Raw genomic sequence first — 26,780 nt, forward strand, 5'->3', positions numbered from 1 at the left:
AACGTTACTATGAATGCAGTATGAGAAGCAACGCTTGGGTGGGGTATTGAGCCGTCAGAAAGGTCTGGTGCCCCTTTCTGACGGTGTTACTCGATAGAAATCAGTTGTGGATGGTAGTGTTCAGGTTTTCCATAAGCTGATCTAAGCTAAAGCTTGCAGCTTTTTGGCGCGGTGGAAATTCCTTAAAGGTGGATAGGAAATTTCCAACGTATGTTTGGGCCGGTACCAGCAAATAAGCCCGATCAAGTAGCCAGTCGTAGTAGGTGTTAGAGGTGATCTGTGCTTGCTCGAACGGATCGCGGCGCAGATTAAAGATAAACGGAACCCGTAGTGGTACAAAGGGTTCTTGCCATACACGTAACGTTCCAGTTGCTTTCTGCTCCATGAATATGGCTTTCCAGTCGTTGTAACGTAAGGCCGTCAGGTCGCCATCATCCGAGAAGTAGAAAATTTCTTTACGTTCGGCTTTCTCGGATTTGCCACTAAAGTACGGTAGTAGACTGTATCCATCCAGATGGACTTTGTAGCTGCGGCTAATGGATTTAACACCACCTTTCATCAGGCGTGCTTTTATGTCTTTGCCACCTGCAGCTTCTACAAAGGTAGGGAACCAGTCCATATGGTGCACGATCTCATTGGATACGGTTCCAGCATCAACCAAGCCTGGCCAGCGTACCGCTGCTGGCACTCTCCATCCGCCTTCCCAGTTGGAATTTTTCTCATTACGGAACGGGCTGGTGCCTGCGTCTGGCCATGTGTTTTTATGGGGGCCATTGTCTGTGGAGTAGAACACTACGGTGTTGTCCTTGATGCCCAGATCATCAACTTTTTTCAGTAGCAGGCCAACATGGCGATCGTGCTCTACCATGCCATCTGAGTATTCGTCCTGGCCGGAGATGCCCCTCAGCTCTTCTTTGACGTGGGTGCGGAAATGCATCCGGGTAGCGTTCCACCACAGGAAAAATGGTTTCTGATCTTTAACGGCACGCTCCATGAACTCTTGTGCGGCAGCTACTGTCTCATCATCAATGGTTTCCATTCGCTTCTTGGTAAGCGGTCCGGTATCCTCTATCTTGCCGTTTGCAAAGGAATGGATGACGCCCCTGGGACCGAATTTTTTGCGAAACTCAGGGTCTTTCGGGTAATCCTCATTCTCGGGTTCTTCTTCTGCGTTCAGGTGATAAAGGTTACCAAAAAATTCATCAAAGCCGTGGTTGGTGGGTAGGTGTTTGTCTTTGTCACCCAAGTGGTTTTTACCGAATTGCCCAGTGGCATAGCCGTATGCCTTCAAAATACCGGCTATGGTGGGGTCTTCCTCTCGCAGCCCCAGTTCAGCGCCTGGCAGGCCGACTTTTGACAGCCCGGTTCTAAACACGCTTTGGCCAGTAATAAATGAAGAGCGACCCGCAGTGCAGCTTTGTTCACCGTAATGATCTGTGAACAGCATGCCCTCAGCTGCGATGCTATCAATATTGGGGGTATGGTAGCCCATCATTCCCCGCGAGTAGGCACTGATATTCCAGTACCCAATGTCGTCTCCCCAAATTACTAGAAAATTTGGTTTATCTGCTGCGAAAGTGGTACTGGCTAAATTAGTAAAAAATAACCCTGCCAACAGGTATTTAATCGTACGGCTCATAACTGATCCCTTTTATCCCTAAATTTGTCAGATGAGGCTTTAGTATACAGCGTCAAGGCGGGAGTTGTGACACTAATATCGTTGTCGATGAAATGTTATTGCAGTATAGATTTAGTATAGAGCAGGGCTTTCGGATAGAGCGCTAGGCAATGTGCGCCTGGTTGTGTTTTGTTCAATATCAATCAGCCTTCTGGTGCCATTGGGAGTGTATTACGGGAGTATTTCAGCAATAATAGGCGGCTTTGAAATATTAAGGTCTTCCTGTGTTATCTATATCGCCCAGTCTGAACATACCAGACGACGAAATCGAGCTTACCGCTATCCGCTCCCAAGGGGCTGGTGGCCAAAATGTGAATAAGGTTTCGTCTGCAATCCACTTGCGCTTTGATGTTGCCAGTTCATCGCTGCCCGAAGTGTTCAAACACCGATTGTTGCAGCTGAATGATCGGCGCATCAGCAAAGACGGTGTTGTTATTATCAAAGCCCAACAATTCCGCACCCAGGAAAAGAACCGACTGGATGCGTTGGAGCGGCTGCGGGATCTGGTTAAGAGTGTCACCATCGTTCAGGCACCGCGTAAACCTACCAAAGCAACGAAAAGCTCTCAACGAAAGCGTGTGGACAGCAAGGTCCAGCGTGGCAAAACCAAATTGTTACGGGGTAGGGTGATCGAGTAGCCCGGTTTTCTGTAGTGGATTCGATGCACGCCAAGTTGGCGTTTGGGCCTATTGGCATTAGCTTGACACAGCAGATGGAGGAAGGATATCTTCGAGACATGCCTTCCACTTAACGACAGGCCGTGCTGGTCGAGCTATACAACTAACGGAACAGGCAGGGTTTATGATCGTAAGACAATTGTCAAAAGCCAAGCAATCCAGCCGCAGAATCGTATCCCCTGATGGAAACTGGGAAAGTACACGGCTTCTGCTAAAAGATGATCAGATGGGCTTTTCCTTTCACATCACCACCATCTACAAGGGAGCTGACTTCCACATGCATTATCAGAATCACCTTGAATCGGTGTATTGTATGTCTGGAAGAGGCGAGGTTGAGACCCTGGCGGATGGTAAAAAATATCCTATCGAGCCAGGAACGATTTACATACTAGATCAACATGATGAACACATATTGCGTGCCTTTGAAGAAATGAGCATGGCATGTGTTTTTAATCCACCGCTCAGCGGAAAAGAGGTACACAATTCAGAAGGTGCCTATGATCTGGATGCGGAAAAAATCGAAGACTGAATATACGCACGCTCTTTGATTCTGTGTCTTTTGAATCAGCCATGCTATGAGCGAACCTTTTAAGTATTGGGAACATTAGCACAATGCTCGGGGTTCGCATTTAATAACAAGTAGTCGTGAGCCGGCCTCTACCCTTTCAGGTAATAGTCGACGCATTGCTAAATGAATGGCAATGCGGGGATGTGTCCTGCATGCCCCCAAAGGGAATGACAGATGAGCAAAGATCCGAGTAAAGGGTATATCGCAATTCTGGGCTGGGCTATCAATGCAGTGGAAGCGGCAGCCTCGTTCGATCGCCGTTATGTGATTGTTGCCCCAGAGTGGGCAGAAGAATACTGTACAGCCCATGATATCCCGTTTGTGCCATGGAACTTTGAACGGCTCAACGATCGTTCATTGGAGATAGCCCAAACACTGAAGGATATGGGGGTTGATGTCGCTATTCCCATGTTCGAGGAAACTGTTGAGTGGGCAGGTGCGATAAATTCGGTGCTGCTGGATAATCCGCGCTTGTTCGGGCAGTCCATGTTGATGCGGGACAAATCGCTGATGAAGCGTCGTGCGCAGCTTGGCGGCATTCGCGTGGGTATTTTTGAAGAAGCACATGATCGCGATGATGTGATTCGGTTTCTCAAGCGCGTAAATCAAACTTTGCTTAAGCTCGACGGTGACCCGAATGATCCAATTCACCTTAAAGCATTCGATAAGGCAGGTTGTCTGGGCCACAGGGTGATTCGCACACCTGATGAGGTGGATGCCATTCCTGATGAAGAGTTTCCTTCATTGATGGAATCCCACCTTGATGGCTGGGAATTCGCAGTCGAGGCCTGGATACACGATGGAAAGATTGCCTTCCTGAATATATCGGAGTATGTGCGTCTGGGTTACTCTGTGTATGTGCCTGCATCTCCGGCGTTAGAGGAATACCGCCCGAAGATTGTTGAACAAATCAAAAAGTTGATCAAAACTTTCGACATTCAATTTGGTATGATTCACCCGGAATACTTCGTGACCAACGATGGTGAAATGTACTTCGGCGAGGTTGCCTATCGGCCGCCAGGCTTCAAGGTGTTCGAACTTCTGGCTCGTGTCTACAAGGGTTTCAACGCCTACCATGCGACTATGCTGGTATTTGATCCAAAGTCCACAGCAGAAGAGATCGCCGCTTATTTTCCGACAGAAATCGTGGATGCCACCGGATACGCTGGCTGTTTTGGCGTGTACCCTCGCCGTCGAGTCGTTAGCAAGCTGGAGATCCCGGCAGAAACGGAGGAACATCCGTATTTCGAGTCCCATGAACTTACCACGCCACTGGAGGAGACGGTGACCAAACGCACAGCTTTTGGTACTCACTGGGGGCTGATCTACTTCGTTGGTGATGATGCGACCGAGATGCATAAATTGCTTCAACGGCAGGAGGAGTTAGACTTTTACGTCTAGTGCTGACCGGCCATCTCCGGGATGACCAGCAATCATAAAGTGTAGGAAACGTGCATGGCCGATAGTGATACCCAAAGTAGTTTAGATGACAGCAAACTCGCGTTGCTGTTGTCTTTTTTCGATGAGGCCATAGCCTTGCTGGAGCAGGCGCCCGAGTTTGCTAAGCCTGGCAAGCTCGGACGTGTATTTGATACCGCGCGTCGAGTGCTGCTGCATCCGCAGGGTTGTGCTGCGCTTGAGCATCGAGCTGTGGTTCTGGAATCGTCTGGAGTGTTTCTTGGTTCTGACTGGGCTCATCCCGAATCTCTGATACCCGCACTCACACCGCACACCCTGGCTAGCAGTGATGCCAACACCCTGGTGATCGAAGCACTAAGCGAACTCAGGTTGCTAGCCGTTGCGCGCGGGCAATATCAGCATGCGACGATATCAAGCGATCAGGCGCATCATTTTCTGACGCAGGTGCTGGCGAGCAATCTGTCCTACCTGTTTTCAACTGCCAGCGAAGCCGAAAGGGAAACCCAGGGCAAGCTGGCGGAATTGCCGCGTAATCTGCTCAAATACCTTGCAGTATCCGTTGGCTATGAGCATGTCATTGATCTGCTTATCAACGAGATCTGGCGCATACTCCAGCAACGTCCGATTCAGGTGAACCCTGTCAAACACATGGTCACCCAAATTGCACTCTGCCAGGCTAACCCTGAAATTGATCTTGGCACCAGCGGCCAGGGCGCGGATAGGCTGGTCAGCAGTCTGTTTGGCCCCACCCAGGCCTGCCGCGAAGATCCGGGTATTACGATCTATCAGGAACGGCTCGACTTCATGGACAGTGCGGCATTGCAAAGTGAGGCTGCGGGCTTTGCACGGGCAATGCATGATACGGGGCTGGCATCTGCGTATCACGCGATATTGGTGCGCCACCTTCTCCGTCAGGGCGAGCACCTGCTACCTGAGGCGATGGGGCTTTCGTCAACAGGTCGGGATTGCATGCTGTGCTATCAGGAACTGGTTCTCGCCTTGATCGATAAAGGCATTCACGCGGACACCCCGCAGGCTATTTATGGTCTGGCACTGATGCTGGAGCGCGGTATCCTCTATCAGCCTCCAGTCGCTCCGGCTCTGTGGCGTCAATTACGATTACCGCTGTCATCGTGGTCGCGTGAACGATTGGTCGCGGCATTTGGTTCCTCCGTTGACCCTGAGGCAGTGCTGCTTGAAGGTGTGCTGTGCATATTGGGGCAGCCTCTTGGGGTCGGCCAGGGTAATAATCCGACATGCCAGTCAGCGCGCGCGCTTTCTATGTGGGCGTACAACGACCCTGACTACCTGCTGCAAATGGTCACTTGGGCGGCTCGTGACGATGAAATCATCATACATTTTGAGGGGGAGCCGATCTCCTCCAGAGAGAGTTTGGGCGGGGTTGCGGTTACGCTACCGATCGATCTGGACCCTGTCTCCTTGCTGGTCGTGCCGCATCTGGACCGAATTTATGCTGAGATGGGGCGGCGTTGCATTGGGCGTGAAGGTGATCCCCATCGCTGGGTCAACCCTGAATTTCATGGTTGGTGGTCGGGGCGAGGGTTTTGTCTTAATGTCGACGTACCTACCGGCAATCTGGTGGATCTTGATGACTTTCTGCGTCACTTCTATGCCGTCTATCATCCCTACCATAACGGCAATCAACCGTTGATTCATCCACAGCCAGCTGGCATAGCGGTGACCGACAGTGCTGCTAGATTCATCGGCTGGCATGCAATCACGATTCTACGGGTGAATCTGGATCAGAAAGAACAGATGCGGGTTTACTTCTACAACCCCAATAATGACAGTGGTCAAAACTGGGGCGACGGTGTGACCGTTAGCACCGCTGGTCATGGTGAACGCTTCGGCGAGGCCTCTTTGCCATTTGCACAGTTTCTTTCTCGCCTCTACATATATCACTATGACCCGCTGGAGCACGGCGAACCGGCGTCAATTACCCGCCAAGAACTGGACGAGGTGATAGGCTACATCGAGCGCAGTTGGGGTGTGGGTCGCATGCCTGCAGCCTAGCCTGCTTTCTCAAGGGGCTATCAGCTCCACTGGGAAATGTTGAGCAAATTCCTCTTGAAAATGCTACTATGCCGCCCCTTTGAATTGAGTGGGTGTGTGTTTAAGTATATATAAAACAGACACTTAAGATAACTTTACCTATCAGGATTAGTTCGTTGATCTCTACCGCAAATATTACCATGCAGTTTGGTGCCAAACCCCTTTTCGAAAATATCTCGGTGAAGTTCGGGGATGGCAATCGATATGGTTTGATCGGTGCCAATGGCTGCGGCAAATCTACTTTCATGAAGATTCTGGATGGTAGCCTTACACCTACAGCAGGCAATGTCTCCATCAGCCCGAATGAACGGGTGGGCAAGCTGCATCAGGATCAATTTGCTTTCGAGCAATTCAGCGTGGTGGATACCGTAATTATGGGGCATGCCGAGTTGTGGGCCGTGAAGCAGGAGCGGGATCGACTCTATGCATTGCCAGATATGTCTGAGGATGAAGGCATGAAGGTGGCGGAACTGGAAGTTCAGTTTGCCGAGATGGATGGCTACAGCGCTGAAAGTCGGGCCGGGGAAATTCTGTTGGGCGCGGGCATTGCGGAAGCGTTTCATTTTGGCCCTATGAGCGAAGTGGCCCCCGGCTGGAAATTGCGGGTACTGTTGGCGCAGGCGCTGTTTGCAGACCCTGATATTCTGTTATTGGACGAGCCGACCAATAACCTGGACATCGATACCATCCGCTGGCTTGAAACCGTGCTCAACGAGCGTAAAAGCACCATGGTGATCATATCTCATGACCGTCATTTCCTGAATTCGGTCTGCACTCATATGGCGGATATTGATTATGGTGAACTGAGAGTATATCCAGGTAACTATGACGATTTTATGCTTGCAGCCACTCAGGCGCGTGAGCGATTGCAATCACAGAATGCTAAGAAGTCGGCGCAAATTGCTGACCTGCAACAGTTTGTCAGCCGGTTTTCTGCTAACGCATCCAAGGCAAAACAGGCTACTTCACGTGCCAAGCAAATCGAGAAAATAAAACTGGATGAGATAAAAGCCTCCAGCCGGGTAGCGCCTTACATTCGCTTCAACCAGGATAAAAAACTTCATCGACAAGCACTGATTCTGGAAGGGTTGGAGTTTGGTTACGAAAGCCAGCCCTTGTTCAGCAAGGGTGAGCTGATCTTGGAGGCGGGCACCCGCTTGGCGGTAATCGGTGAGAACGGTGCCGGTAAAACGACCTTGCTGCGTTGTTTGATGGCCGAGCTGGAGCCAACCCAAGGTACAGTTAAGTGGGCAGAAAACGCTACCCTTGGTTATTGCCCGCAGGACAGTACCGCAGATTTTGATGTGGATATGACACTGTTCGACTGGATGGCACAATGGCGCAAGCCCAGGCATGATGATCAAATCGTGCGGGCCACTCTGGGGCGTTTGCTGTTCTCGGCTGATGACTTCAACAAAAAAGTTAAAGTATGCTCCGGTGGCGAGAAAAATCGCTTGTTGTTCGGCAAACTGATGATGATGGATAATAATGTGCTGGTGATGGATGAGCCCACTAACCATTTGGATATGGAAGCCATCGAAGCACTGAACCTGGCGTTGGAGCACTATGAAGGCACACTGATCTTTGTCAGCCATGATCGTGAATTTGTATCGTCTCTGGCGAATCAGATAATTGAAATTAAGGGGCAGCGGCTGGTGTATTTTCAAGGTACATACGATGAGTACCTTGCCAACCAGCAGTAGCGCTGCAGCAACGAGTTAGCGGAGGGCTGTTTATGGCATCACTTCAGGATCAATTGCTTAAGGCCGGAATGGTCGATGCAAAAAAAGCCAAAAAGGTACAGAAGGAAAAAAGCAAACAAAACAAGCTGGCACGTAAAGGTCAGGCTGAGATAGTTGATGAAGCAAAAGAGGCGGCACGTCAGGCACAGTTGGAAAAGGCCGAGAAAGATCGTGAAATCAACCGTCAGAATCAGTTGCTGGCAGAGCGCAAGGCGATTGCCGCGCAAATCAAGCAACTGATAGAGACGCATCGTCTTGATCGAGCGGGCAGCGATATCGGCTATCAGTTTGTGGATGGCAAAAACATTAAAAAGATCTACGTGACGGCGGCCCAGCAGAAGCAGCTGGAATTGGGTCAGATCGCCATAGTGGCTTTGAATGGTGACTACGAGTTGGTTGCAACCGCTATTGCGGAAAAGATCCGACAGCGTGATGACACAACCGTTGTTGTGCTCAATTCACGAACACAGACAACCGACACTCAGGAAGATGATCCTTATGCCGATTATGTGATTCCTGACGATCTGATGTGGTAATTCTGTTTGATCAAGGCTGGAGGCGCTGCGTTGTCCAGCCCGACTCTTCTTTTAGATATTCAAAGCGGTCGTGCAGTCTATGGGGCCGCCCTTGCCAAAATTCGATTCTTTCCGGAACTATCTGGTAACCTCCCCAGAAAGACGGCAATGGAATTTTGCCGTCGCCGAATTTTCGCTTCATTTCAGCCAGTTTCTGTTCCAGTAGGCCTCTTGAATTGATGGCCTTGGATTGATCGGATACCCAGGCACCGATTTGGCTTTCCCTTGGTCGAGAGGAAAAGTATTTGAAAGACTCCGCTTTGCTGATGCGTCGCACCTTGCCCTGAACGGACACCTGACGGTTTAGGCCGATCCATGGAAACAGGGCAGCCGCCTGGGGGTGAGCTTCAATATTCTGTGCTTTGCGGCTTTCGTAATTGGTGAAAAACACAAAGCCATGCTCATCAAAGTATTTTAATAACACGGTGCGTAATGTGGGTTGGCCTGTGTTATCAACGGTGGCCAGTGACATTGCATTTGGCTCCAGAATGCCAGCGTTACGGGCATCCTGGAACCAGTTCTCAAATTGAATGATTGGGTCTTGGTTCAGATCTTCCTCATTCAGCCCGGAGCTTTCGAACTCCCGGCGCATTTCACTTATGTCCACTTACTGCATTCCGTAGGGTCAGTTATAGGCTGCGCAATTCTTACAGGGAGTATCAGATACATCCCGTTTCAGGTGCGCTGAGCGCAGCGCCTGGAAAGAATCCGAGTGCCACGCATCCATAAAGGGAGTGGTTTTCAGATCCGCCATATTAAAATCTTTTGAGTGATCGAAACAGCAGGCGCTTAGCATGCCGTCAAATGTCACTCGTGCTTCAGTAAACACAGCCCAACAGGGGAGTGGTTCACGCATGTTGTCAGCCCGGCCCGGGTTGCCTGCGCGAACCTCCCAACCCCTTTCAATATTGTCAGATCCTGTCAGATCTGCCTGTGAATACAGTGGCAACGCATAGGACTGGTCGAGATAGGGCTCCAGCTCGTCCAATACTGCCTGCATTTTATCTGCCTGGTCTCCATTGTATCGGATATAAGACGCGTACAAACCGCAATTGTATCCTCCGCGCTCGCGAATTTCATGTGCTGCGCGAATATTGTCGAGCATTTTATAGAATAAAGACTTCTTGACTCGGGCGATCTCGGTAAACTGCTCTTCATCGGAGTAATTAAGGGAGAACTTCAGCGAGTCGAGTCCCGCTTTCATGCAAGCTTCTACCTTTTCGGGCGTGCAGAGCGAGCCGTTGGTTGTCAGGAACACGTATTCGAAGCCCTGATGTTTGGCTTCGGCGATGGCTTCCGGTAACCAGGGTAGCATAAAGGATTCGCCCAGATAGAACATGCCTACTTCTTCTACGCCTGCCTGCTTCAAGTCCTTGAGCAGTGACACGTAAAAGTCCCAATCCATATCCTGTTTGTCGCGTAATTTATATCCGGTAGCGCAGAATGCACAATTGAAATTACAGCGCGCGGTGAGTTCAATTTTTACCGCTTTTGGGCAGGGTGGAGTGGGGGTCTTCTGGTTGGGTTTGATGCCGGTAATGTTGTCTATCTTGTCTGTGATCATGGGTATGTCTCCTGGGCTACATAATGGATAGCGGCCGTGACCTTGAAAAGTTGATTGATCTTAGTCAATGGTTTGGCATTGGCTTCGATAGTTGTGAGAAATGCAGAAAATACGCCAGATCAGCAATCAGAGAAATTAGGGTGAATTTTGTTGATCCAGATCAGAAGATCGGGGGTAAGTGAAAAACACGGGGGAATGAATCTGCCGCTCTGGCCACTAAAGCGGAACGAAGGTGTGTGTGAATTGATGGTGATCAGTGCCTGCACGTGACATCGGCTTATAATGACCTCGATTTTGAGAGGGGGGAGTTATATGTCAAAGTCCACACGGGTACCTGTCAGTATATTGCCACACCCGATTGCAGTGATGCGAAGAATACATCCGTTGATGAAGCGCCAGGCTCGATATATTCCTTTCGGGTTGGTGCGTACCTCTATTGAGGCAGTGATGCGAGGGACATTACAGGAACCTATTAGAAACGGTGAATTGGAATTTCTAAGGGGGCGATGGCTGCAGCTGCACGTTGTGGATCTCGGTGTTAGGTGGAATATCACCCTCGGGTTAATCGGGCCTATCCTGGTACAAAGTGCCGTGCGCCCTGATGTTACGATAACGGGAGACTTGCGGCACTTTGTTGAGATGGCAAACGCTGAAAATGATCCTGACACTTTCTTTTTTCAAAGAAAAATCCGTGTAGAGGGAGACACCGAAATGAGTCTTTGGGTAAAAAATACATTGTTCGCGTCGGAAAAGCCCCGTTGGGTTCAGGTAATCACTGAGAGGCTGGGGCGGTTTCTTGTGATGGTCGAAGAAGGTTAGGCATCAATATTGAATTCCATTCCAGGCTTTCCGTGCCAATATCCATTGCAGAGCGACTCATCTTGCAATGAAATACGAGGGCTGTCGGTGCTTGCGTGCAACTGGTTGATGATGTTCAGTGTGTTGTTGTCTTCTGCGTAGAAGCGAACCATATCTATGCCCATATTGGTAATGGTGTTCAGGTAGGGAATCAGATTACATCGTTTATAGGATTGAATTTGAATGCCGTTTACTTGAAACAGGGATTGCTTATCCTGGGTTTGCATAGTGAACCCATCATGGTGTGCGATGCAGCGGGTTTCGCACTGGTCTTTGGGTAAATTGGCTGCTCGAGCGGTAAAGCAGCGAGCCGCGTGGGAAAGGGCGAGTCGGCCATAAATCTGAATTTCTGTTTCCAAACGTTGGAGTGATGCATCTTCCTGCATGGCGACAAGCGTTTCTGATAGGCTGGACGCACTCATTTCCAGCGGGGCGTGCCAGCGCACCATGCCTTGCTTAGCCAGAACACTCAGAGTGTGCGTGTTGTATATATTCAGGTTACTACCGGCTACAAAAGGGCGCTTTAATTCCCGGGCAATCTGAACGGCTGCGTAATCATTTGCTTCAATCCATAGTTCAGAGCGTTTTATCATGGAGCGCAATGCACTGACCTCCGACTCCGATTCAATTAAGGTCAGGCTGGATAGTACACAGTGTTTGCCCAGTTTTTCCAGTTGTATGGCCAGGTCGATCCAATCTTGGGTGCTCATTGAACGCCGTTTGGAACACACGGTTTCTCCTAGATAGATTGTGTTGGCGTTTGATGAAGCTGCTTCTGCATAAAAATCCAGAATAGTCTGCTTGCTCCAATAATATTGGATGGATCCCAGTGAGATTTTGGGTGTTATTGCCATGACCGATGATATGCCCCGTAGGTGGTTTGTGTGCCTTCTGCCAGTGCTGCCAACGCATGGTTCCATTGTTCATGAGGCGTCCATGTTGAGTTGTTTGATTGCTTGAAGTCGTCAATGGCCTTTCGCCATATGGTGGTGACCTTGGCAACGTAGGCTGGTGAACGCTGACGCCCCTCAATTTTTATGGCCTTTATTCCATAACTGCTGAGTTTTGGAATCAGCTCCATGGCGTTGAGGCTGGTGGGTTCTTCCATAACGTGATATGTGTTTTCTTCAGCTCGGAATCGGCCTTTGCACAGGGTAGGGTAGCCTGCGGCCTCACCCGGTAGAAAGCGATCAATCACTATGTTGTTAAGCCGTGTGGTCAGTGTGCCACTGGTTTCCTTCCAATCTACAGCATGGGCAGGTGAGCATACGCCACAATTGTTGGGTGAGTCACCAGCCAGGTAGGAGGAAAGATAACAGCGTCCTTCTACCATGATGCACAAGGAACCAAACCCAAAGACTTCGAGCTCAATGGGCGTTTTGTTGGCAAGCCTTTCGATCTGCTTAAGTGAAAGTACTCGCGGTAGCACAGCCCGTTTTATGCCAAAAGTATTGTAGTAGAACAAGAGCGATTCATGGCTGGTAGAGGAGGCCTGTACCGATAAATGAAGGTTGGTTTTGGTGTTACGACTGGCCGCATAATCCATTACTCCTACATCGGCGATGATGAGCGCATCCACAGCGGTATCAATTCCGCAATCCACCGCGTTACGCCAGTGTTGCCAGTTTTCTTGCTGTGGAAAGGTATTGATGGCCAGAAAGACGCGAGTGCCTTTGTTGTGGGCGTAATCGACCGCGCGGTGCAGGTTGTTGTGGTTGAAGTTAAGACCGGGAAAGTAGCGGGCGTTGGTTTTATCGTTGATGCCGATGTATACCGCATCCGCTCCGCTATCAACAGCCGCTTTCAATGATGCGAAATTACCAGCCGGGCATACTAGTTCCATGAGGGGACTCTTAGGTTTGGTGAAATGTCGTTGTGTGTACCTTTTTTAATGGGTATGGCAAGCTGGCTCCAGATTTCATCGATTCTCTGTACGATGGCTGGATCCTGAGAGATTGGGGAGCCCCACTCCCGCCTGGTTTCTTCCACCCATTTATTGGTGGCATCCAGACCCATTTTTGAACCCAACCCTGCTGTCGGCGATGCGAAGTCCAGATAGTCGATAGGCGTGTTATTGATTAGGGTTGAATCCCTTTCTGGATCGGTGCGGGTGGTGATGGCCCAGATTACGTCATCCCAGTTGCGAATATTTATATCTTCATCCACTACAACAAGATATTTCGTGTACATGAACTGGCGTAATACCGACCAGATCCCCAGCATGATGCGTTTTGCATGCCCAGGATATTGCTTGCGAATACTGATAATAGCCATACGGTAGGAACATCCTGCCGGAGGCAGATAGAAATCGATGATTTCGGGGAAGTAGGTTTGCAGGATAGGAATAAACAGTTCGTTCAGTGACATCGCCAGAACAGAAGGTTCATCCGGCGGGCGTCCGGTGTAGGTGCTGAGGTAGATTGGATCGTCGCGGTGGGTGATCCGATCCACTGTCATCACCGGAAATGGGGCCTGTTCATTATAGTAGCCGGTGTGGTCGCCGAAAGGGCCTTCCTGCGCGGTGTCGTTCGGATGTATATGTCCTTCTAATATATATTCTGCAGTGGCAGGTACCGATAACGGGTTGCCAATACATTGTGTGATCTGGGATTTCTGACCTCGCAACAGTCCGGCAAAGGCGAACTCTGACAATGTGTCGGGAACCGGTGTTACCGCCGCCAGTATCGTGGCTGGATCTGCACCAATGGCCACGCTGATGGGGAAGGGCTCTGTTGGATGAGCCGTTACCCAGTCCTGATAATCAAGTGCTCCACCACGGTGAGATAGCCAACGCACGATGAGCCGATTTCTGTCAATCACCTGCATACGATAGATGCCGATATTGAGCCTGGGTTTGCTAGGGCCTTTGGTGATGACCAATGGCCATGTGATCAGTGGCGCGGCATCACCTGGCCAACAGTTTTGAATCGGCAGTTCGCCCAAGTCGACGCAGGCCCGTTCGATGCGGTTCTGCTGGCAGATTGGATGATTGGTGTATTTGCATTGCATGTGTAGTGCGCTTTTTAGCAATGGCAGTGATTTGAAAATATCCTGCAGACGTTCTGGTGGTGTGGGTTGTTTCAGTTGGGCTAACAGCTTTCCTATTACACGTATGTCTTCACTGCACGTTACACCCATTGCTTTGGCGATCCTGTCCTGGGTGCCGAATAGATTGGTCAGTGCAGAATGTTGATAGCCCGGAAGGTTGGTGAACAGTAATGCCGGTCCCTTGTTGTGTAGAACTCGGGACGAAATTTCTGTCATCTCCAAGTGTGGGCTGACCGGGTGGTTAACTTTGTGTAACTCATCGGCGTTTTGCAAGTGTTGGAGAAAATGTCTGAGGTCAGAGTAATGCATGTCGCTCCCCCGTAAGGCGCAAACAATATAGGTCAGTCAAAGTTCGGCAATATTGATCTGTAGCAAGTTTTTGCGTTGGGCGCTGTGTGAGTATGCGGCCATGAAAAAATCATTCACGCTTGCTGTTACCGGTGCCAGTGGTGTGCAATATGGAATGCGTTTATTGCAGGTTCTGGCACAACATTCTTTATCGGTATTCTGTGTTATGTCCGATGCCTCAAGGGTGGTACTCAGAACGGAGTATCATCCGGAATTCCCTCTGCATAATGAACAAGCGCGGGGGTTTCTTGCCTCCCTCTGTCATCAATCGTTTGATAGTGTCACGTTTGTGGATAATGATGATTGGTTTAGTTGTATTGCATCGGGATCGGCTGCACCTGACACGATGGTGGTTTGTCCATGCAGTATGGGAACGCTAAGTGCTATTGCCACCGGTGCCAGTAATTCGTTACATGAGCGAGCGGCCGACGTTGTTATAAAAGAACGAGGTAATTTGATTCTGGTTCCCCGCGAAGCGCCGTTATCAACGATTCATCTGCGTCATATGTTGATGCTTTCTGAGTTGGGTGTTTGCATGTTGCCCGCATCGCCATCATTTTACAGTAACCCTGAATGTATAGATGATCTTGTAGACACGGTTGTACAAAGAATCCTGGATCAAATGAAAGTGGATATATCCCTGGTGAAACGGTGGGGGGAAAATGATGGTCGATAGCTTTTCGAAGCCACATGCGGATCGTAATCATATAGCGGTAATTGGAGATGGAGTTATCGGGTTGCTCACTGCCTTGGAGCTGCTGAAACGAGATTGTCAGGTTACGCTATTAGGGCGGGGATTTGGTGAGGGCCAGGCATCCTGGGCCAGTGGTGGCATTTTGTCGCCTCTTTGCCCCTGGCAGGCGCAGCCAAGTGTTCAGGCGTTATGGTCTTGGTCCAGCTGGCTATACCCTGAGTTATGCGATGAGCTGTTGACCTGTACCGGTACCGACATCGAGTTGATGCAAAAGGGGATGTTGTGGCTGGATGCGCCGGATCAGGAACGGATATCATCCTGGGCCGATGAGGATCAATGCCGCGTTGAATGCCTGGGGCGAGAGCAGGTCAGTCAGCGTATCCCAATGCTGGATACGGAGTTCGGGCAGGCGCACTTTCTACCTGCGGTGAGTCAGTTACGAGCGTTGCGGTTGATGATGGCATTAGCCATGCGTTTGCAGCAGTTTCCTTATTTTCAGATGAAGGTACCATCGCAACTCAGGCAAATACGGGAGCTGCCGTCAGGTAGCATGATACTGGAGACTGACGCGGCCTCGCTGTCGGTGGATCAGGTGGTGGTGTGTGCAGGGGCGTGGACCAATCGAATACTATCCTTATTGAATGCAGAACTGCCGATCATTCCGGTCAAGGGGCAAATGTTGCTGTTGGACGGTGATGGCGTTCAACTTAGCTGTATCGTGATTAAGAACAACAAATATCTTATACCTCGTCAGGATGGGGGGATTCTGGTGGGTAGTACCATCGAATCGGGGATAGATGACGTGGAAGTGACCGAAGCGGCGGAAACTGTATTGAAAGCTGCCGCCGTTGATCTGATACCTGCTCTGGCAGTAAACAAGGTGCGACACCAATGGGCTGGTGTGCGGCCTGGGTCTGCCAACGGAGTGCCATATATTGGTCGGTTAGCAGGTTATCCATCCCTTTGGGTTAATGCGGGACATTACCGCAACGGGATCAATATGGCACCGGGTTCGGCCCGTCTTGTTGCGCAATTGATCCACTGCGAGCCCCCCGGTGTTGACCCGCAGCCTTATGTATGGATGGCGTAACAGGGCTCTAGGTTGCCTCTTCCAGATCTTCGTCTGCAATAAGGGTAGTAACGTCACTATCATTGAGTAGGGTGACGAAATGATCTTCCGGTGCCCGATCGGTTACGAGGATGTTAATGTCGCTGAGTTCCCCCAGCTTGATCATGGCCTGACGGCCGAATTTGGTGTGATCGCAGGCCAGCAATACCTGGCGTGAGTTCTTGATGAGAGCCTGGGCTACACGCACTTCCTGATAGTCGAAATCCAGCAGAGAGCCATCGTCATCAATGCCTGAAATACCGATGATGCCAAAATCGGTTCGGAACTGGGATACGAAATCCATAGTGGCTTCACCAATAATGCCACCATCGCGGCTGCGGACCTTACCGCCTGCAATAATGACTTCAAAGTCTTCTTTACCACTGACAATGGCAGCAACATGCAGGTTATTGGTGATGATTTTGAGGCCGGTGTGACTGAGCAGTTCTTTTGCGATGGCCTCATTGGTGGTGCCGATGTTTATAAACAGTGAGGCATGATCCGGAATATGCTGTGCTACCAGTTTGGCAATGCGATTCTTTTCCGGCGACTGTTGTAACTTACGCTGCGCGTATTCAGTATTCTGGGTGCTGGGGGCAGCGCTTGCGCCGCCATGAAAGCGTCTGACCCGGTTCTCCGTGGCCAGGGTGTTGATGTCCCGACGCATGGTCTGAGGTGTTACATCAAAATGACCGGCCAGATCCTCTACCGAGACAAAACCTTTGGCTGTGACCAGCTCTACTATTTGTTCGTGTCGGGCAGTTTGAGATAGATTTGCCACGTTACTTTCTCGCTTCTTATTAAAATTATTCGTTTCTCATGTAATGATACACCAAATGGTGACTGATTCCGTTTCGGTTCGAAAATCGTTTATCATCCCTTTGCCGCCGCTCTATGGCGCCGTCACCCAAGAAATACCCGTATACATACAAGGAATTCACAAGCATGAGCCAATATTTGCTGTCCATTGACCAGGGAACCACCAGTTCCCGCGCCATTATATTCGATCAGCGCGGGGCTATTGTAACGTCGGCGCAGCAGGAATTTACCCAGTTTTTTCCGGCAGACGGTTGGGTGGAGCATGACGCTGAGGAAATTTGGGAAAGTACGCTGGCGGTGTGTCGGCAGGCTCTGAAAAATGCCCAGTTACCGGCGTCATCTATTGCTGGAATCGGTATTACCAACCAGCGCGAAACCACTATTATTTGGGAGCGCGATACGGGTAAGCCTATTCATAAAGCCATCGTTTGGCAGGATCGACGCACTTCGGCCACCTGCCTGGCTCTCAAGCAACAGGGCCATGAGCAGGCGGTGCAAAGCGCCACCGGGTTGTTAATTGACCCTTATTTTTCGGCTACGAAGGTAGCTTGGATTCTGGATAATGTAGAAGGTGCCAGGCAGCGGGCGGAGCAGGGGGAGTTGGCTTTTGGTACCGTGGACAGCTTTCTGTTGTGGCGACTTACCAATGGCGCCAGCCATAAGACGGACGCTACCAACGCTTCCCGCACCCTGTTGTTCAATATTCATAGCCAGGGCTGGGATGATGAACTGCTAAGGTTGTTCAGGGTTCCTAAGGCGATTTTGCCTGAGGTGGAGGATTCTGCTGCGGACTTTGGGAGTGCGGATGCTCAATGGTTAGGTGCCCAGATCCCGGTGGCTGGCATCGCTGGTGATCAGCAGGCTGCTTTGATTGGCCAGGCCTGCTTCAAGCCTGGCATGATCAAAAGCACCTATGGCACCGGCTGTTTCATGATCCTCAACACCGGCTCCGAGGCCTTGGCCTCCACCAATCGCTTGCTGACGACGGTGGCCTACCGCCTCAACGGTGAGGTGACCTACGGTTTGGAGGGCAGCATCTTCATCGCCGGTGCTGCTATCCAGTGGTTGCGAGATGGCATTGCTTTGATCTCTCACGCCCGCGAAACCGAAGCCATGGCGCAAGAGGTGGGGGTGGAGCACGGTGTCTACATGGTGCCAGCCTTCACCGGGCTGGGGGCACCATATTGGGACCCGGAGGCTCGAGGAGCACTATTCGGGCTGACCCGCGATACTGGCATTAAAGATATTGTTACCGCTGGCCTGCAGTCAGTTGCTTATCAGACTAAAGACTTGATTCACGCTATGGAAGCCGATGGCGCCGGTAAGCCTACCACGTTGCGGGTAGACGGTGGCATGGTTGCCAACAACTGGGTAGTGCAATTTTTAAGTGATGTGCTGAACGTCAACGTTGACCGCCCTGCCATCATCGAGACCACGGCTCTGGGTGTGGCCTATTTGGCGGGCTTACAGGTGGGTGTCTATCAGTCACTGGACGACATCTCTTTGCTTTGGCATTGCGAACGACATTTTTCACCAGAAATGTCGGATGATCTCAGAAACGATCTTTATAAGGGCTGGTTGAAAGCGGTTGAGCGGGTGCGTACTATCGATTAAACAATGACTGAAACGGATAACGATTTTGACACAATCGAACAAGCATGCGGCTAAACCGGTAGAACCATTTGGAACTTTGCTGGGGTATGCGCCAGGCAATGTTGCTGTCTACTCTTCCGACTACGCTAGCGCATCCGCTAGTGAGTATCCCAAGCGAAGCTCTTATCGAAGTTACTACGATGGAGTCTACATGGGGTACAAGTGGCAATGTGTCGAGTTTGCCCGGCGCTGGATGTACATCAATAAGGGCTACATATTTAATGATGTAGCCATGGCCTATGATATTTTCGAATTGCGCAGTGTTCGGGATGTCACAGAAAACCTATTGCTGCCTTTAAATGCGTTTGCCAATGGCAGTCAACGCCATCCGGTTGCGGGCAGTTTGCTGATTTGGAAAGAAGGCGGCGAGTTTGAGGATACGGGGCATGTGGCTATTGTTGTGGATGTAACGGCCGACTGTATACGCATAGCCGAGCAAAACGTGGGCCACGGTCTTTGGGATGAAGGCAAGAGTTATTCCCGAGAGTTGAAAGCCACCGTGACGGAAGAGGGTGAATACTGGATTACGTGCTCTTATGGAGACGCAGAAATTCTCGGCTGGATGATTCAGACAGACGATGCTGAATACGCTGAGCCATCACCGGAATATGACCCTGAATTAAACCGTATTAAAAGTCGACGCATTGATATTGGCCAATCAAAAAAACGATCATGGTTGAATATTGCCAACAACGATGAAGCGGCTTTTGTTAAAGCCATGGGTGGTCATTTTCTTACTAATATAGAAGCTGAACAAAATCGCTATTTGATTTTATCCCAAACAATTCATGATGAGTTGGAACATGCCAGCAATGAACTGCATGGCCTGTTTATGCATGCAACGGAGTACGTGCTTTCTAACGATGAATTGTTAGCTAAGTTTAATTTGCCCGCTGCAGTTTTGCCCAAAATCCGTCAATCATGGAACAATCGCTTGAATGAAGTCATTACCAGTCGCTTTGATTTCGCGTTAACCGAGCAGGGGCTGAAGGTGTATGAGTATAACTGCGATTCTGCATCCTGTTATATGGAAACCGGCAAGGTGCAGGGGAAGTGGTTAAACCACCATGACTTGCATGATGGAGAAAATGGCGGAAAGGATTTGTTTAACGATCTGGTGAAGGCGTGGAAACGAAGCCACGCCAAAGATCTTGTACACATTCTGAGGGATGATGATCCAGAGGAAGAGTATCACGCTCTGTTTATGCAGGATGCAATGCGTGCTGCAGGCTTGGAAAGCAAGGTCGTTGTTGGGCTAACCGGGCTGAGTTGGGATAATGAAAACAACATCATCGATGCGGATGGTGAACCGGTGCGCTGGGTTTGGAAAACCTGGGCCTGGGAAACCGCACTGGATCAGATCCGCGAAGAATGCGAGGCCGAGGGTGTGCATGAAGAAGGCTATGAGCCGCGCATGGTGCCTGGCAAGGCTTTGGGTTTGTCGGATGTGCTGTTTCGTAAGAATGTTATGGTGTTCGAACCTCTCTGGTCGCTCATTCCCAGCAACAAGGCCATCCTGCCAGTATTATGGTCATTGTTTCCCAATCATCCTTTGTTGTTGAACGCTTCGTTTGAGTTGACGGATGAACTGAAATCAGGAGGCTACGTTACCAAGCCGATTGTTGGCCGTTGTGGCGCTAACATTTCTTTGTTTAATCAGAACGAGGAGTTGCTTGAAGCCACTGCTGGCGGCTTTGCTGAGCAAGATAAGGTATACCAGCAGTATTTTCCATTACCCATAATCGATGGTGTGTATACGCAAATATCGACTTTTATGGCCGCAGGTGTTTATGCGGGCAGCGGCATCAGAGTCGATGTTTCTCGGGTTATTAATAAAGACAGCGATTGTCTGCCGCTGCAGTTTATGGCGGATAGTCAGTTCTTGAAAATATGATTTGTCATAAGCCCCGCATCCACTCAGGTCGTAATGGTATGCGGCCTGGTTGATGAATCGCGGTGTCGATGGTGTCCAGCATATGGGCCTTGTCGGCCCCCAAGGTACCTTTTAGGACTAGATAATTGGATGCGTGATCCGAACGGAACACAGTGCTGCTGAGTTCAAGGTGCTCTACTAGGGTGCGGATTTCCTGAAATAGCTCCATTTGGCTTAGGGGTTCGAATTGTCCGTTAAAGCCGGCCCGAAAGCGCTCTTCTCCTAATGGGAAAGATACTACCAGAGTGGATAGGTATTCAGGTTGAGCTTCGTTCATCAGCCGGGCCGAGTTAATGGCATGCTGCTGCGAAAACGTTCGGCCACCTAATCCATTAAGAATCATTACCGACGACTTGATGCCAGCCTGCTTGAGTTTTATCAACGCGGCTTTGGACGATGCGAAGGTTTCCCCTTTGTTAACGTAGCCTAATACTTCGTCGTCTCCGGATTCGCAGCCCACGTAGACCATGCCCAGGCCAAGTTTGCGTAGAGCTTTCAGCTCTTCTACAGATTTCTTTTTGATGTTGCTGGGGAGGCAGTAAGCCGAAACCCTTTCCACTTGTGGCATGCGGGCTTGAATGGCCTCAAGTATGGTGGTCAGGCGTCGGCTGGAAAGCACCATGGCATCACCATCCGCCAGAAAAATTTTACGTACGGGGGCCTTGGCTACGGCGTCGATCTCGGCCAGTACGTCTGCTTCAGGCTTGGGTTTGAATTTCTTTTGTGGCGCAGTGTACATGTCACAAAAAGTGCACTGGTTGTAAGAGCAGCCGTTGGTAACCTGCAGGATCAGTGAGTGAGCCTCAGACGGAGGGCGAAACACTGGTTCAATGTAGTTGAGGGGAAACTGGGCCATGGCGGAATACTCTATTCAGGAAACCGGTGCAGTTTATCATACATGGAACCCCATCGGCTGAAGAGTACGGAGGCTGGACCAATATTAGCGCTGACTTGTTAATGTGTCGCAGATTCTGAGAGCAGCGTCCCGATGGCTATTGGATTCCTGCTGGCTAAGTATTTGCTCCAGTGTTTTCAGTAGCTCATGCTCCAGTGATTGCAGCTGGCCCTGAGTGTGTTCTGATTGCTCGGATGCCTGGTGGGCCGTCGTGTGCATGTTGGCAAGCTCGTTGCGCACAGTGTTGATGGCAGCGGCTACATGCTGAAGGGTTGTTGCTGTGGTGGCGGATTCTTCTACCCGCTCGCGCACCATCTGTTGGCTGCGTTCCATCATGCTAACGCTGGCTTTGGCTGATTTCTGGATTTCTTCCACTTGGTTTTTAATGTCCACTGCAGCGCTGGCAGTTTTGGTGGCCAGTGAGCGGACCTCGTCGGCGACTACAGCAAAGCCACGGCCGTGTTCTCCGGCTCGGGCAGCTTCAATGGCAGCGTTCAACGCCAGCAGGTTGGTCTGACTGGTGATATTGGTGATCATGTCAACAACGGTGCCGATTGATTGGCTGTTCTCTGCCAGTTCGGTAATGTGACGGGTTGCGTCGCCGATTTGATCGGTTAATTGCAGGATGTTTGCGGTTATGCCTTGCAGCAAGGCTTCCCCTTCATGGGTGTGCTGGATGGCTTCTGAATTGGCAATGTTGGAGTTGTCACAATCGCGGTCGATGTTTTGAAAAGCCTCTAATGATCGCTGGTATTGCTCCCGTATATGGGCGATACGTTTGCTCAGTGCAGCGCTGGCTTTGGGGTCTATTTTGATGGTTTCCGGCTGTTGCAGTGTTTCACGCAGTTGGCTGAGAAGCGCGTCGCGTTCATGGCGTTCGCGTGCCAACTTTTTCAGCAAGTCTTTCAGTTGATCCAGGTTTTGCATGGGGGCATTGCTGATGGAAATGGCAATGGAAAGCAGCTCTTTTTGCTTGCGTTCAAAACCATGGGTGATGGTGGCAAACAGAAAGTAGACGCCGAAGGCGATGAGAATCAAGGTAAGTACAAACATCAGTTCCACCGACCAGGCTTCGTTGCGGCTGTTATCTCGTTCAATTTGGTCTGCGAAGTCAGCGCTCAAGGGGGATAGGGCAGCAAAGGTGTTTTCCAGATCTGTTTGCAGTGTGCTGACTTGTTTGAGTTGTGTCTGCAGTGTTTTGAACAGGGTTTGCTGCTTTTGCACTTTTTGTTTGGCCGCTGCGTGATCTTCTGTTGGCAGCTCGGATGCAGGGATTTCTTCAATCAGTTTGGCGGTGATGTTGTTGGCTTCATCTGCCCGTGTGGTATCCAGGCTGATGCGGAATCCTAATTGTTGCGTCTGCATGTCGGTGAATAAACTGAACAGGTAAACGGCATTTTGTTCTTTAAGATACGTAGCCAGGCTCTCGGTTTCTGTTTGCAGGTCAGTTTGTGTTTTCAGAGCTTGTTCTTGCAAGGACACCAACTCGTTCAGCTTTTTCTGATACTGCCCGAGCTGGTTAATTAAGCCTAATATGGCGTTCTCGAGATACTCATTGGAGCTTTTAAATGAGATTGAAGCCACTTCTGCCAGAGATTTATTGTTCTGTTGGAGTGTTTTCAGCAGGGTGCGGTTGGCTTCGGGGTTGCTGCCGGTACGCAGTTGCTGCAGCTGGATCACCTGATTCTGGATCTGGTTGGTGCTGCTTAAAAATCGCAGCAATTGCTGTTGGGCATCAAGCCGTTCACGGGCGGCATTCTGATTGCTGATGTATAGCGTACTGAGCAGGGCGATGGCCCCCAGTACTATGGCCGTGATGAACTTGACGCGGGTGGATGTATTGGCTTGCAACATTGGTCTATGACTTCCACAAGTGATCCTTGTTTAAGCATAGCACTATAGCTATTCCCTGCTATTGGGGTTTATTGCGTAGGTGAGGGGAATGCCACCAGGTGGTCTGCTTCCAGCCTAATGCCCACCGAGGTGCCGATTTCGTGGTCATTATGGCTGGGGAAGAGGGCCTCCACGATGCTGCCAGTGGGCAGTTGCAGTTTGAACAGCATGGAGGCGCCGGTGAAGGTCTTTTGCAGTACTTTGGCCTGCAGGGGGCTGTCTGGGTCTGGCAGGATGTCGTCAGGTCGCAACAGAATGTCGATTGGGCTATCGGCTACCCAGTTGTAGGCTCTATTGCCGTGAATGATGCCCACTTCGGTTTCGACCAGCTCAGGGCTCAGCGCTTTGCCACGAATGAAGTGCCCCTGCCCAATAAAGTTGGCGACAAAGCGATTCAGGGGTTCGTGGTATATGTTGTATGGGGTGTCCCATTGCTGCAGGACGCCTTCATTCATTACACCGATTTTATCTGCTACGGCGAAAGCTTCTTCTTGATCATGGGTGACCATGAGCGCCGTGGCACCCTGCGCTTTCAGTATGTCGCGCACTTCCAGGCTCAGGCGGCGACGCAGATCCACATCCAAGTTGGAGAAGGGCTCATCCAGCAGAATGAGGCTTGGCTCCGGTGCCAGGGCTCTGGCCAGGGCTACCCTTTGTTGCTGGCCGCCTGAAATTTCATGGGGATAGCGGTTTGCATATTGTTCCAGCCCGACTAATTCCAGCATTTTTGCAGCAGTGGAACGGCGCATGGCGGGGCTGGCTTTACGCAGACCAAAACTGACGTTGTCACGAATCGTCAGATGGGGGAACAGGGCGTAATCTTGAAATACCATGCCCAGATGGCGCTTTTCCGGAGGGGTGAGCTTTTTTTGCACCGAGACGTGTTTGCCATCCAGTATGATGGCGCCTGCGATAATGGGCTCAAAACCGGCAATGGCGCGCAGGGTGGTGGTTTTACCACAGCCGCTGGGGCCTAGCAGGCAGGCAATGTCGCCTTTGTTAATATGGAAACTGAGGTTGTCGACCACGTTGGTCTGGTCGTATGCACAACTCACCTCTTCCAGTCGCAGCAGCGTATCCATCGTGGATCAGGGTTTCCAGGTGCCTAGCAGATATTCCATCAGGGCTTTCTGTGCGTGCAGGCGGTTTTCGGCTTCATCCCATACTACCGAGCGGGGGTCTTCAAGCATGTTCTCGCTTACTTCCTCACCCCGATGGGCGGGTAGGCAGTGCATGAACAGCGCAGACTCATGGGCTTTATCCATCAGCGCGGGCGATACCTGAAATTTAACAAAGGCAGCACGTCGCTCGGACTGTTCTTGTTCCTGGCCCATGCTGGCCCATACGTCGGTGACCACCATATGGGCACCGTCGACCGCCTGTTCGGCAGTGGCGGTGAGGGTGACGCGATCGCTGTTGTTGGCCACTAATGTGGTGTCCGGTTCAAAGCCGGAAGGGCAGGCAATGCGCAGCTGAAAGCCGAACTGACGGGCTGCGTTGATGTACGAGTGGCACATGTTATTGCCATCACCGATCCAGGCGACTGTCTTGCCTCGGATGGAGCCACGATGTTCGATGTAGGTCTGGATGTCTGCCAGCAACTGACATGGGTGATAGGTGTCGGTAAGCGCATTGATTACCGGCACGCGCGAGTTGCGGGAGAAGGTTTCGATTTTCTCATGCTCGAAGGTGCGAATCATGATGATGTCCGCCATGCGGGACAGTACTTTTGCGGTATCGGCTACCGGTTCGCCCCGGCCCAATTGGGTATCTCTGGGAGACAGGAATATTGCGCCACCGCCGCACTGGATCATGGCACTTTCAAAGGACACGCGTGTACGGGTGGACGATTTTTCAAAAATCATCCCCAGTACCTTGTTCTTGAAGGGCTCGTAGACAACCCCCTCCCGCAGCATGCGTTTGAGCTCGATCGCCCGGTGCATGAGTTTTTCCAGCGTATCTGGTTCGATATCCAATAGTGTCAGAAAATGCCGTGTCGCCATGGCTTACATCTCTTTAATAATCAATTTTGGTTATTGCTGCGCAGCCCAATCCTTGATGAGCTGACTGACAGAGGCCACCATGCTGTCGGCCTGTTCATCGCTCATTACCAGTGCAGGCAGCAATCGCACTACTTTGTCTGAGGTAACGTTAATCAACAAGCCTTGTTCCATGGCTTGGCCCACCAGTTCTGCACAGGGGCGATTCAATTCAATACCCATCATCAGGCCTTTGCCGCGAATCTGTTTTACTGCTTTATTACCCGCCAGTGCAGTTCGGAAACCGTCCATTATTCGCTGGCCAAGCTCTCCGGCCCGTTGTGGCAGGTTTTCGTTCACCAGAGTGTTCACTACGGTTAGTGCGGTAGCGCATACCAGCGGATTGCCTCCGTAAGTGGAGCCATGATTTCCGGGCTTTAAGGTATTGGCGGCTTCACCCTGGGCGAGGCAGGCACCGATTGGCATGCCATTGCCCAAACCTTTTGCCGTGGTAACCACATCCGGCACAATATCGTGCTGTTGGTAATGGAAATAGGTTCCGGTACGGCCGTTTCCGGTCTGGATTTCGTCCAGAATCAACAGCCAGCCGTTGTCATCACATATCTTGCGCAGGCCTTTCAAATAGTCGTCTTTGGGCACATGGATGCCGCCTTCTCCCTGCACCGGTTCAACCATTACCGCAACTACGCTGGGGTTGTTTTCGGCGATGGTGCGAATGGCCTCAAGGTTATCGTAAGGCGCGCGGACAAATCCCTGTACCAGCGGTTCAAAGCCAGCCTGAACCTTACGGCTGCCGGTGGCGCTCAGTGTGGCCAGGGTACGGCCGTGAAAGGAGTGATCTGCCACCACTATGGCCGGTTTCTCTATACCTTTGTTGTGGCCATACAGCCGCGCTATCTTGATGGCGCATTCATTGGCTTCGGCACCAGAGTTGCCAAAAAAGCAGGCTTCCATGCCGCTCACTTCTGCGAGCTTGGCACCGAGTGCTTCCTGATGGCTGATGCGGTACAGGTTTGAAGTGTGAACCAGGCGGGCAGCTTGATCCTGAATGGTCTGAGTAACCCGAGGATGGCAATGACCCAAACCACATACAGCGATACCGCTGATGCAATCCAGATACTTTTTGCCGTCTGTGTCGTATAACCAAACCCCGTCACCTTTATCAAAGGTAACTGACAGGGGTTTGTAAGTGGTCATCAAACCGGATGCTGCCATAGTTGTGTCCTGCAAACAAA

23 protein-coding genes are annotated in these 26,780 nt (G+C 50.7%); 11 read left to right on the top strand and 12 right to left on the bottom strand.

All coding sequences use genetic code 11. The features are described from left to right. Positions 1-100: 100 nt before the first annotated feature. Positions 101-1,639, bottom strand: a complete 1,539-nt coding sequence (locus Kalk_RS19375; RefSeq protein WP_101895825.1) for an arylsulfatase — start codon at positions 1,637-1,639, stop codon at positions 101-103. Positions 1,640-1,902: 263 nt separating this feature from the next. Between Kalk_RS19375 and arfB the strand changes: the two genes are divergently transcribed. The 6 genes from arfB to Kalk_RS19405 all read left to right on the top strand — a co-directional run bounded on the left by arfB (position 1,903) and on the right by Kalk_RS19405 (position 8,693). Continuing rightward, positions 1,903-2,316, top strand: coding sequence for an alternative ribosome rescue aminoacyl-tRNA hydrolase ArfB (gene arfB, locus Kalk_RS19380; protein ID WP_101895826.1), 414 nt, complete (start codon positions 1,903-1,905; stop codon positions 2,314-2,316). 163 nt (positions 2,317-2,479) lie between these two features. Then, the gene (locus Kalk_RS19385; RefSeq protein WP_101895827.1) at positions 2,480-2,884 is read left to right on the top strand and encodes an ectoine synthase; all 405 of its coding nucleotides are present in this window, start codon (positions 2,480-2,482) and stop codon (positions 2,882-2,884) included. Positions 2,885-3,097: 213 nt separating this feature from the next. Continuing rightward, on the top strand, positions 3,098-4,324 hold the full coding sequence (locus Kalk_RS19390) for an ATP-grasp domain-containing protein (RefSeq protein ID WP_101895828.1): 1,227 nt from the start codon (positions 3,098-3,100) through the stop codon (positions 4,322-4,324). Positions 4,325-4,378: 54 nt separating this feature from the next. Continuing rightward, a complete protein-coding gene (locus Kalk_RS19395; protein ID WP_101895829.1) occupies positions 4,379-6,376 on the top strand; it encodes a hypothetical protein in 1,998 nt (665 codons plus the stop codon). Positions 6,377-6,531: 155 nt separating this feature from the next. Continuing rightward, positions 6,532-8,118 (top strand): ABC-F family ATPase, encoded by a 1,587-nt coding sequence (locus Kalk_RS19400; protein ID WP_101895830.1) that lies wholly within the window; start codon positions 6,532-6,534, stop codon positions 8,116-8,118. Positions 8,119-8,150: 32 nt separating this feature from the next. Continuing rightward, positions 8,151-8,693, top strand: a complete 543-nt coding sequence (locus Kalk_RS19405; protein ID WP_101895831.1) for a DUF2058 domain-containing protein — start codon at positions 8,151-8,153, stop codon at positions 8,691-8,693. 10 nt (positions 8,694-8,703) lie between these two features. Here Kalk_RS19405 and pdxH read toward each other — a convergent pair whose 3' ends face one another. After that, a complete protein-coding gene (pdxH, locus tag Kalk_RS19410; RefSeq protein WP_101895832.1) occupies positions 8,704-9,339 on the bottom strand; it encodes a pyridoxamine 5'-phosphate oxidase in 636 nt (211 codons plus the stop codon). A gap of 18 nt (positions 9,340-9,357) precedes the next feature. Continuing rightward, positions 9,358-10,296, bottom strand: coding sequence for a radical SAM/SPASM domain-containing protein (locus Kalk_RS19415; protein WP_101895833.1), 939 nt, complete (start codon positions 10,294-10,296; stop codon positions 9,358-9,360). Between the two features lie 312 nt (positions 10,297-10,608). Here Kalk_RS19415 and ubiT point away from each other — a divergent pair, with 312 nt between their 5' ends. Next, complete coding sequence (gene ubiT / locus Kalk_RS19420; protein WP_158643598.1) at positions 10,609-11,115, top strand: ubiquinone anaerobic biosynthesis accessory factor UbiT; 507 nt, start codon at positions 10,609-10,611, stop codon at positions 11,113-11,115. On the opposite strand, the gene Kalk_RS19425 is transcribed toward ubiT, so the two are convergent. Genes Kalk_RS19425 through Kalk_RS19435 form a run of 3 tightly spaced genes read right to left on the bottom strand, consistent with a single transcriptional unit; the run spans position 11,112 to position 14,511 of the window. Beyond that, complete coding sequence (locus Kalk_RS19425; protein WP_101895835.1) at positions 11,112-12,074, bottom strand: U32 family peptidase; 963 nt, start codon at positions 12,072-12,074, stop codon at positions 11,112-11,114. The genes ubiT and Kalk_RS19425 overlap by 4 nt on opposite strands. Then, positions 11,999-12,997, bottom strand: coding sequence for a ubiquinone anaerobic biosynthesis protein UbiU (gene ubiU / locus Kalk_RS19430; RefSeq protein ID WP_101895836.1), 999 nt, complete (start codon positions 12,995-12,997; stop codon positions 11,999-12,001). The genes Kalk_RS19425 and ubiU overlap by 76 nt, the downstream gene beginning before the upstream one ends. After that, positions 12,988-14,511 carry a UbiD family decarboxylase gene (locus tag Kalk_RS19435; RefSeq protein ID WP_101895837.1) on the bottom strand — a complete coding sequence of 508 codons (1,524 nt, stop codon included), beginning with the start codon at positions 14,509-14,511 and terminating at the stop codon, positions 12,988-12,990. The genes ubiU and Kalk_RS19435 overlap by 10 nt, the downstream gene beginning before the upstream one ends. A 100-nt stretch (positions 14,512-14,611) precedes the next feature. On the opposite strand from Kalk_RS19435, the gene Kalk_RS19440 reads away from it, so the two are divergent. Both Kalk_RS19440 and Kalk_RS19445 read left to right on the top strand, forming a co-directional pair. After that, the gene (locus Kalk_RS19440; protein WP_101895838.1) at positions 14,612-15,226 is read left to right on the top strand and encodes a UbiX family flavin prenyltransferase; all 615 of its coding nucleotides are present in this window, start codon (positions 14,612-14,614) and stop codon (positions 15,224-15,226) included. Next, on the top strand, positions 15,213-16,334 hold the full coding sequence (locus Kalk_RS19445; RefSeq protein WP_101895839.1) for an NAD(P)/FAD-dependent oxidoreductase: 1,122 nt from the start codon (positions 15,213-15,215) through the stop codon (positions 16,332-16,334). Before Kalk_RS19440 ends, Kalk_RS19445 begins: the two co-directional genes overlap by 14 nt. Positions 16,335-16,341: 7 nt before the next feature. Here the strand turns inward: Kalk_RS19445 and Kalk_RS19450 are convergent, their stop codons facing one another. Next, positions 16,342-17,133, bottom strand: coding sequence for a DeoR/GlpR family transcriptional regulator (locus tag Kalk_RS19450; RefSeq protein ID WP_101895840.1), 792 nt, complete (start codon positions 17,131-17,133; stop codon positions 16,342-16,344). A 164-nt stretch (positions 17,134-17,297) separates the two neighbouring features. On the opposite strand from Kalk_RS19450, the gene glpK reads away from it, so the two are divergent. Both glpK and gss read left to right on the top strand, forming a co-directional pair. Then, entirely contained in the window at positions 17,298-18,785 is a 1,488-nt protein-coding gene (glpK, locus tag Kalk_RS19455) for a glycerol kinase GlpK (protein WP_101895841.1), read from the top strand. Positions 18,786-18,810: 25 nt separating this feature from the next. After that, positions 18,811-20,718 (top strand): bifunctional glutathionylspermidine amidase/synthase, encoded by a 1,908-nt coding sequence (gene gss / locus Kalk_RS19460; RefSeq protein WP_101895842.1) that lies wholly within the window; start codon positions 18,811-18,813, stop codon positions 20,716-20,718. A gap of 4 nt (positions 20,719-20,722) precedes the next feature. Here the strand turns inward: gss and Kalk_RS19465 are convergent, their stop codons facing one another. The 5 genes from Kalk_RS19465 to Kalk_RS19485 form a co-directional block, all read right to left on the bottom strand. Continuing rightward, positions 20,723-21,613: a radical SAM protein gene (locus Kalk_RS19465; RefSeq protein ID WP_101895843.1), complete on the bottom strand. Its 891-nt coding sequence runs from the start codon at positions 21,611-21,613 to the stop codon at positions 20,723-20,725. An 84-nt stretch (positions 21,614-21,697) separates the two neighbouring features. Continuing rightward, positions 21,698-23,506, bottom strand: a complete 1,809-nt coding sequence (locus Kalk_RS19470; protein ID WP_101895844.1) for a methyl-accepting chemotaxis protein — start codon at positions 23,504-23,506, stop codon at positions 21,698-21,700. A gap of 68 nt (positions 23,507-23,574) precedes the next feature. Further along, on the bottom strand, positions 23,575-24,627 hold the full coding sequence (locus Kalk_RS19475) for an ABC transporter ATP-binding protein (protein ID WP_101895845.1): 1,053 nt from the start codon (positions 24,625-24,627) through the stop codon (positions 23,575-23,577). 6 nt (positions 24,628-24,633) lie between these two features. Then, positions 24,634-25,548 (bottom strand): ornithine carbamoyltransferase, encoded by a 915-nt coding sequence (argF, locus tag Kalk_RS19480; protein WP_101895846.1) that lies wholly within the window; start codon positions 25,546-25,548, stop codon positions 24,634-24,636. A 30-nt stretch (positions 25,549-25,578) separates the two neighbouring features. After that, positions 25,579-26,760: an aspartate aminotransferase family protein gene (locus Kalk_RS19485; protein ID WP_199767967.1), complete on the bottom strand. Its 1,182-nt coding sequence runs from the start codon at positions 26,758-26,760 to the stop codon at positions 25,579-25,581. Positions 26,761-26,780 lie beyond the last annotated feature (20 nt).

Source organism: Ketobacter alkanivorans (genome assembly GCF_002863865.1).
Classification (GTDB): domain Bacteria; phylum Pseudomonadota; class Gammaproteobacteria; order Pseudomonadales; family Ketobacteraceae; genus Ketobacter; species Ketobacter alkanivorans.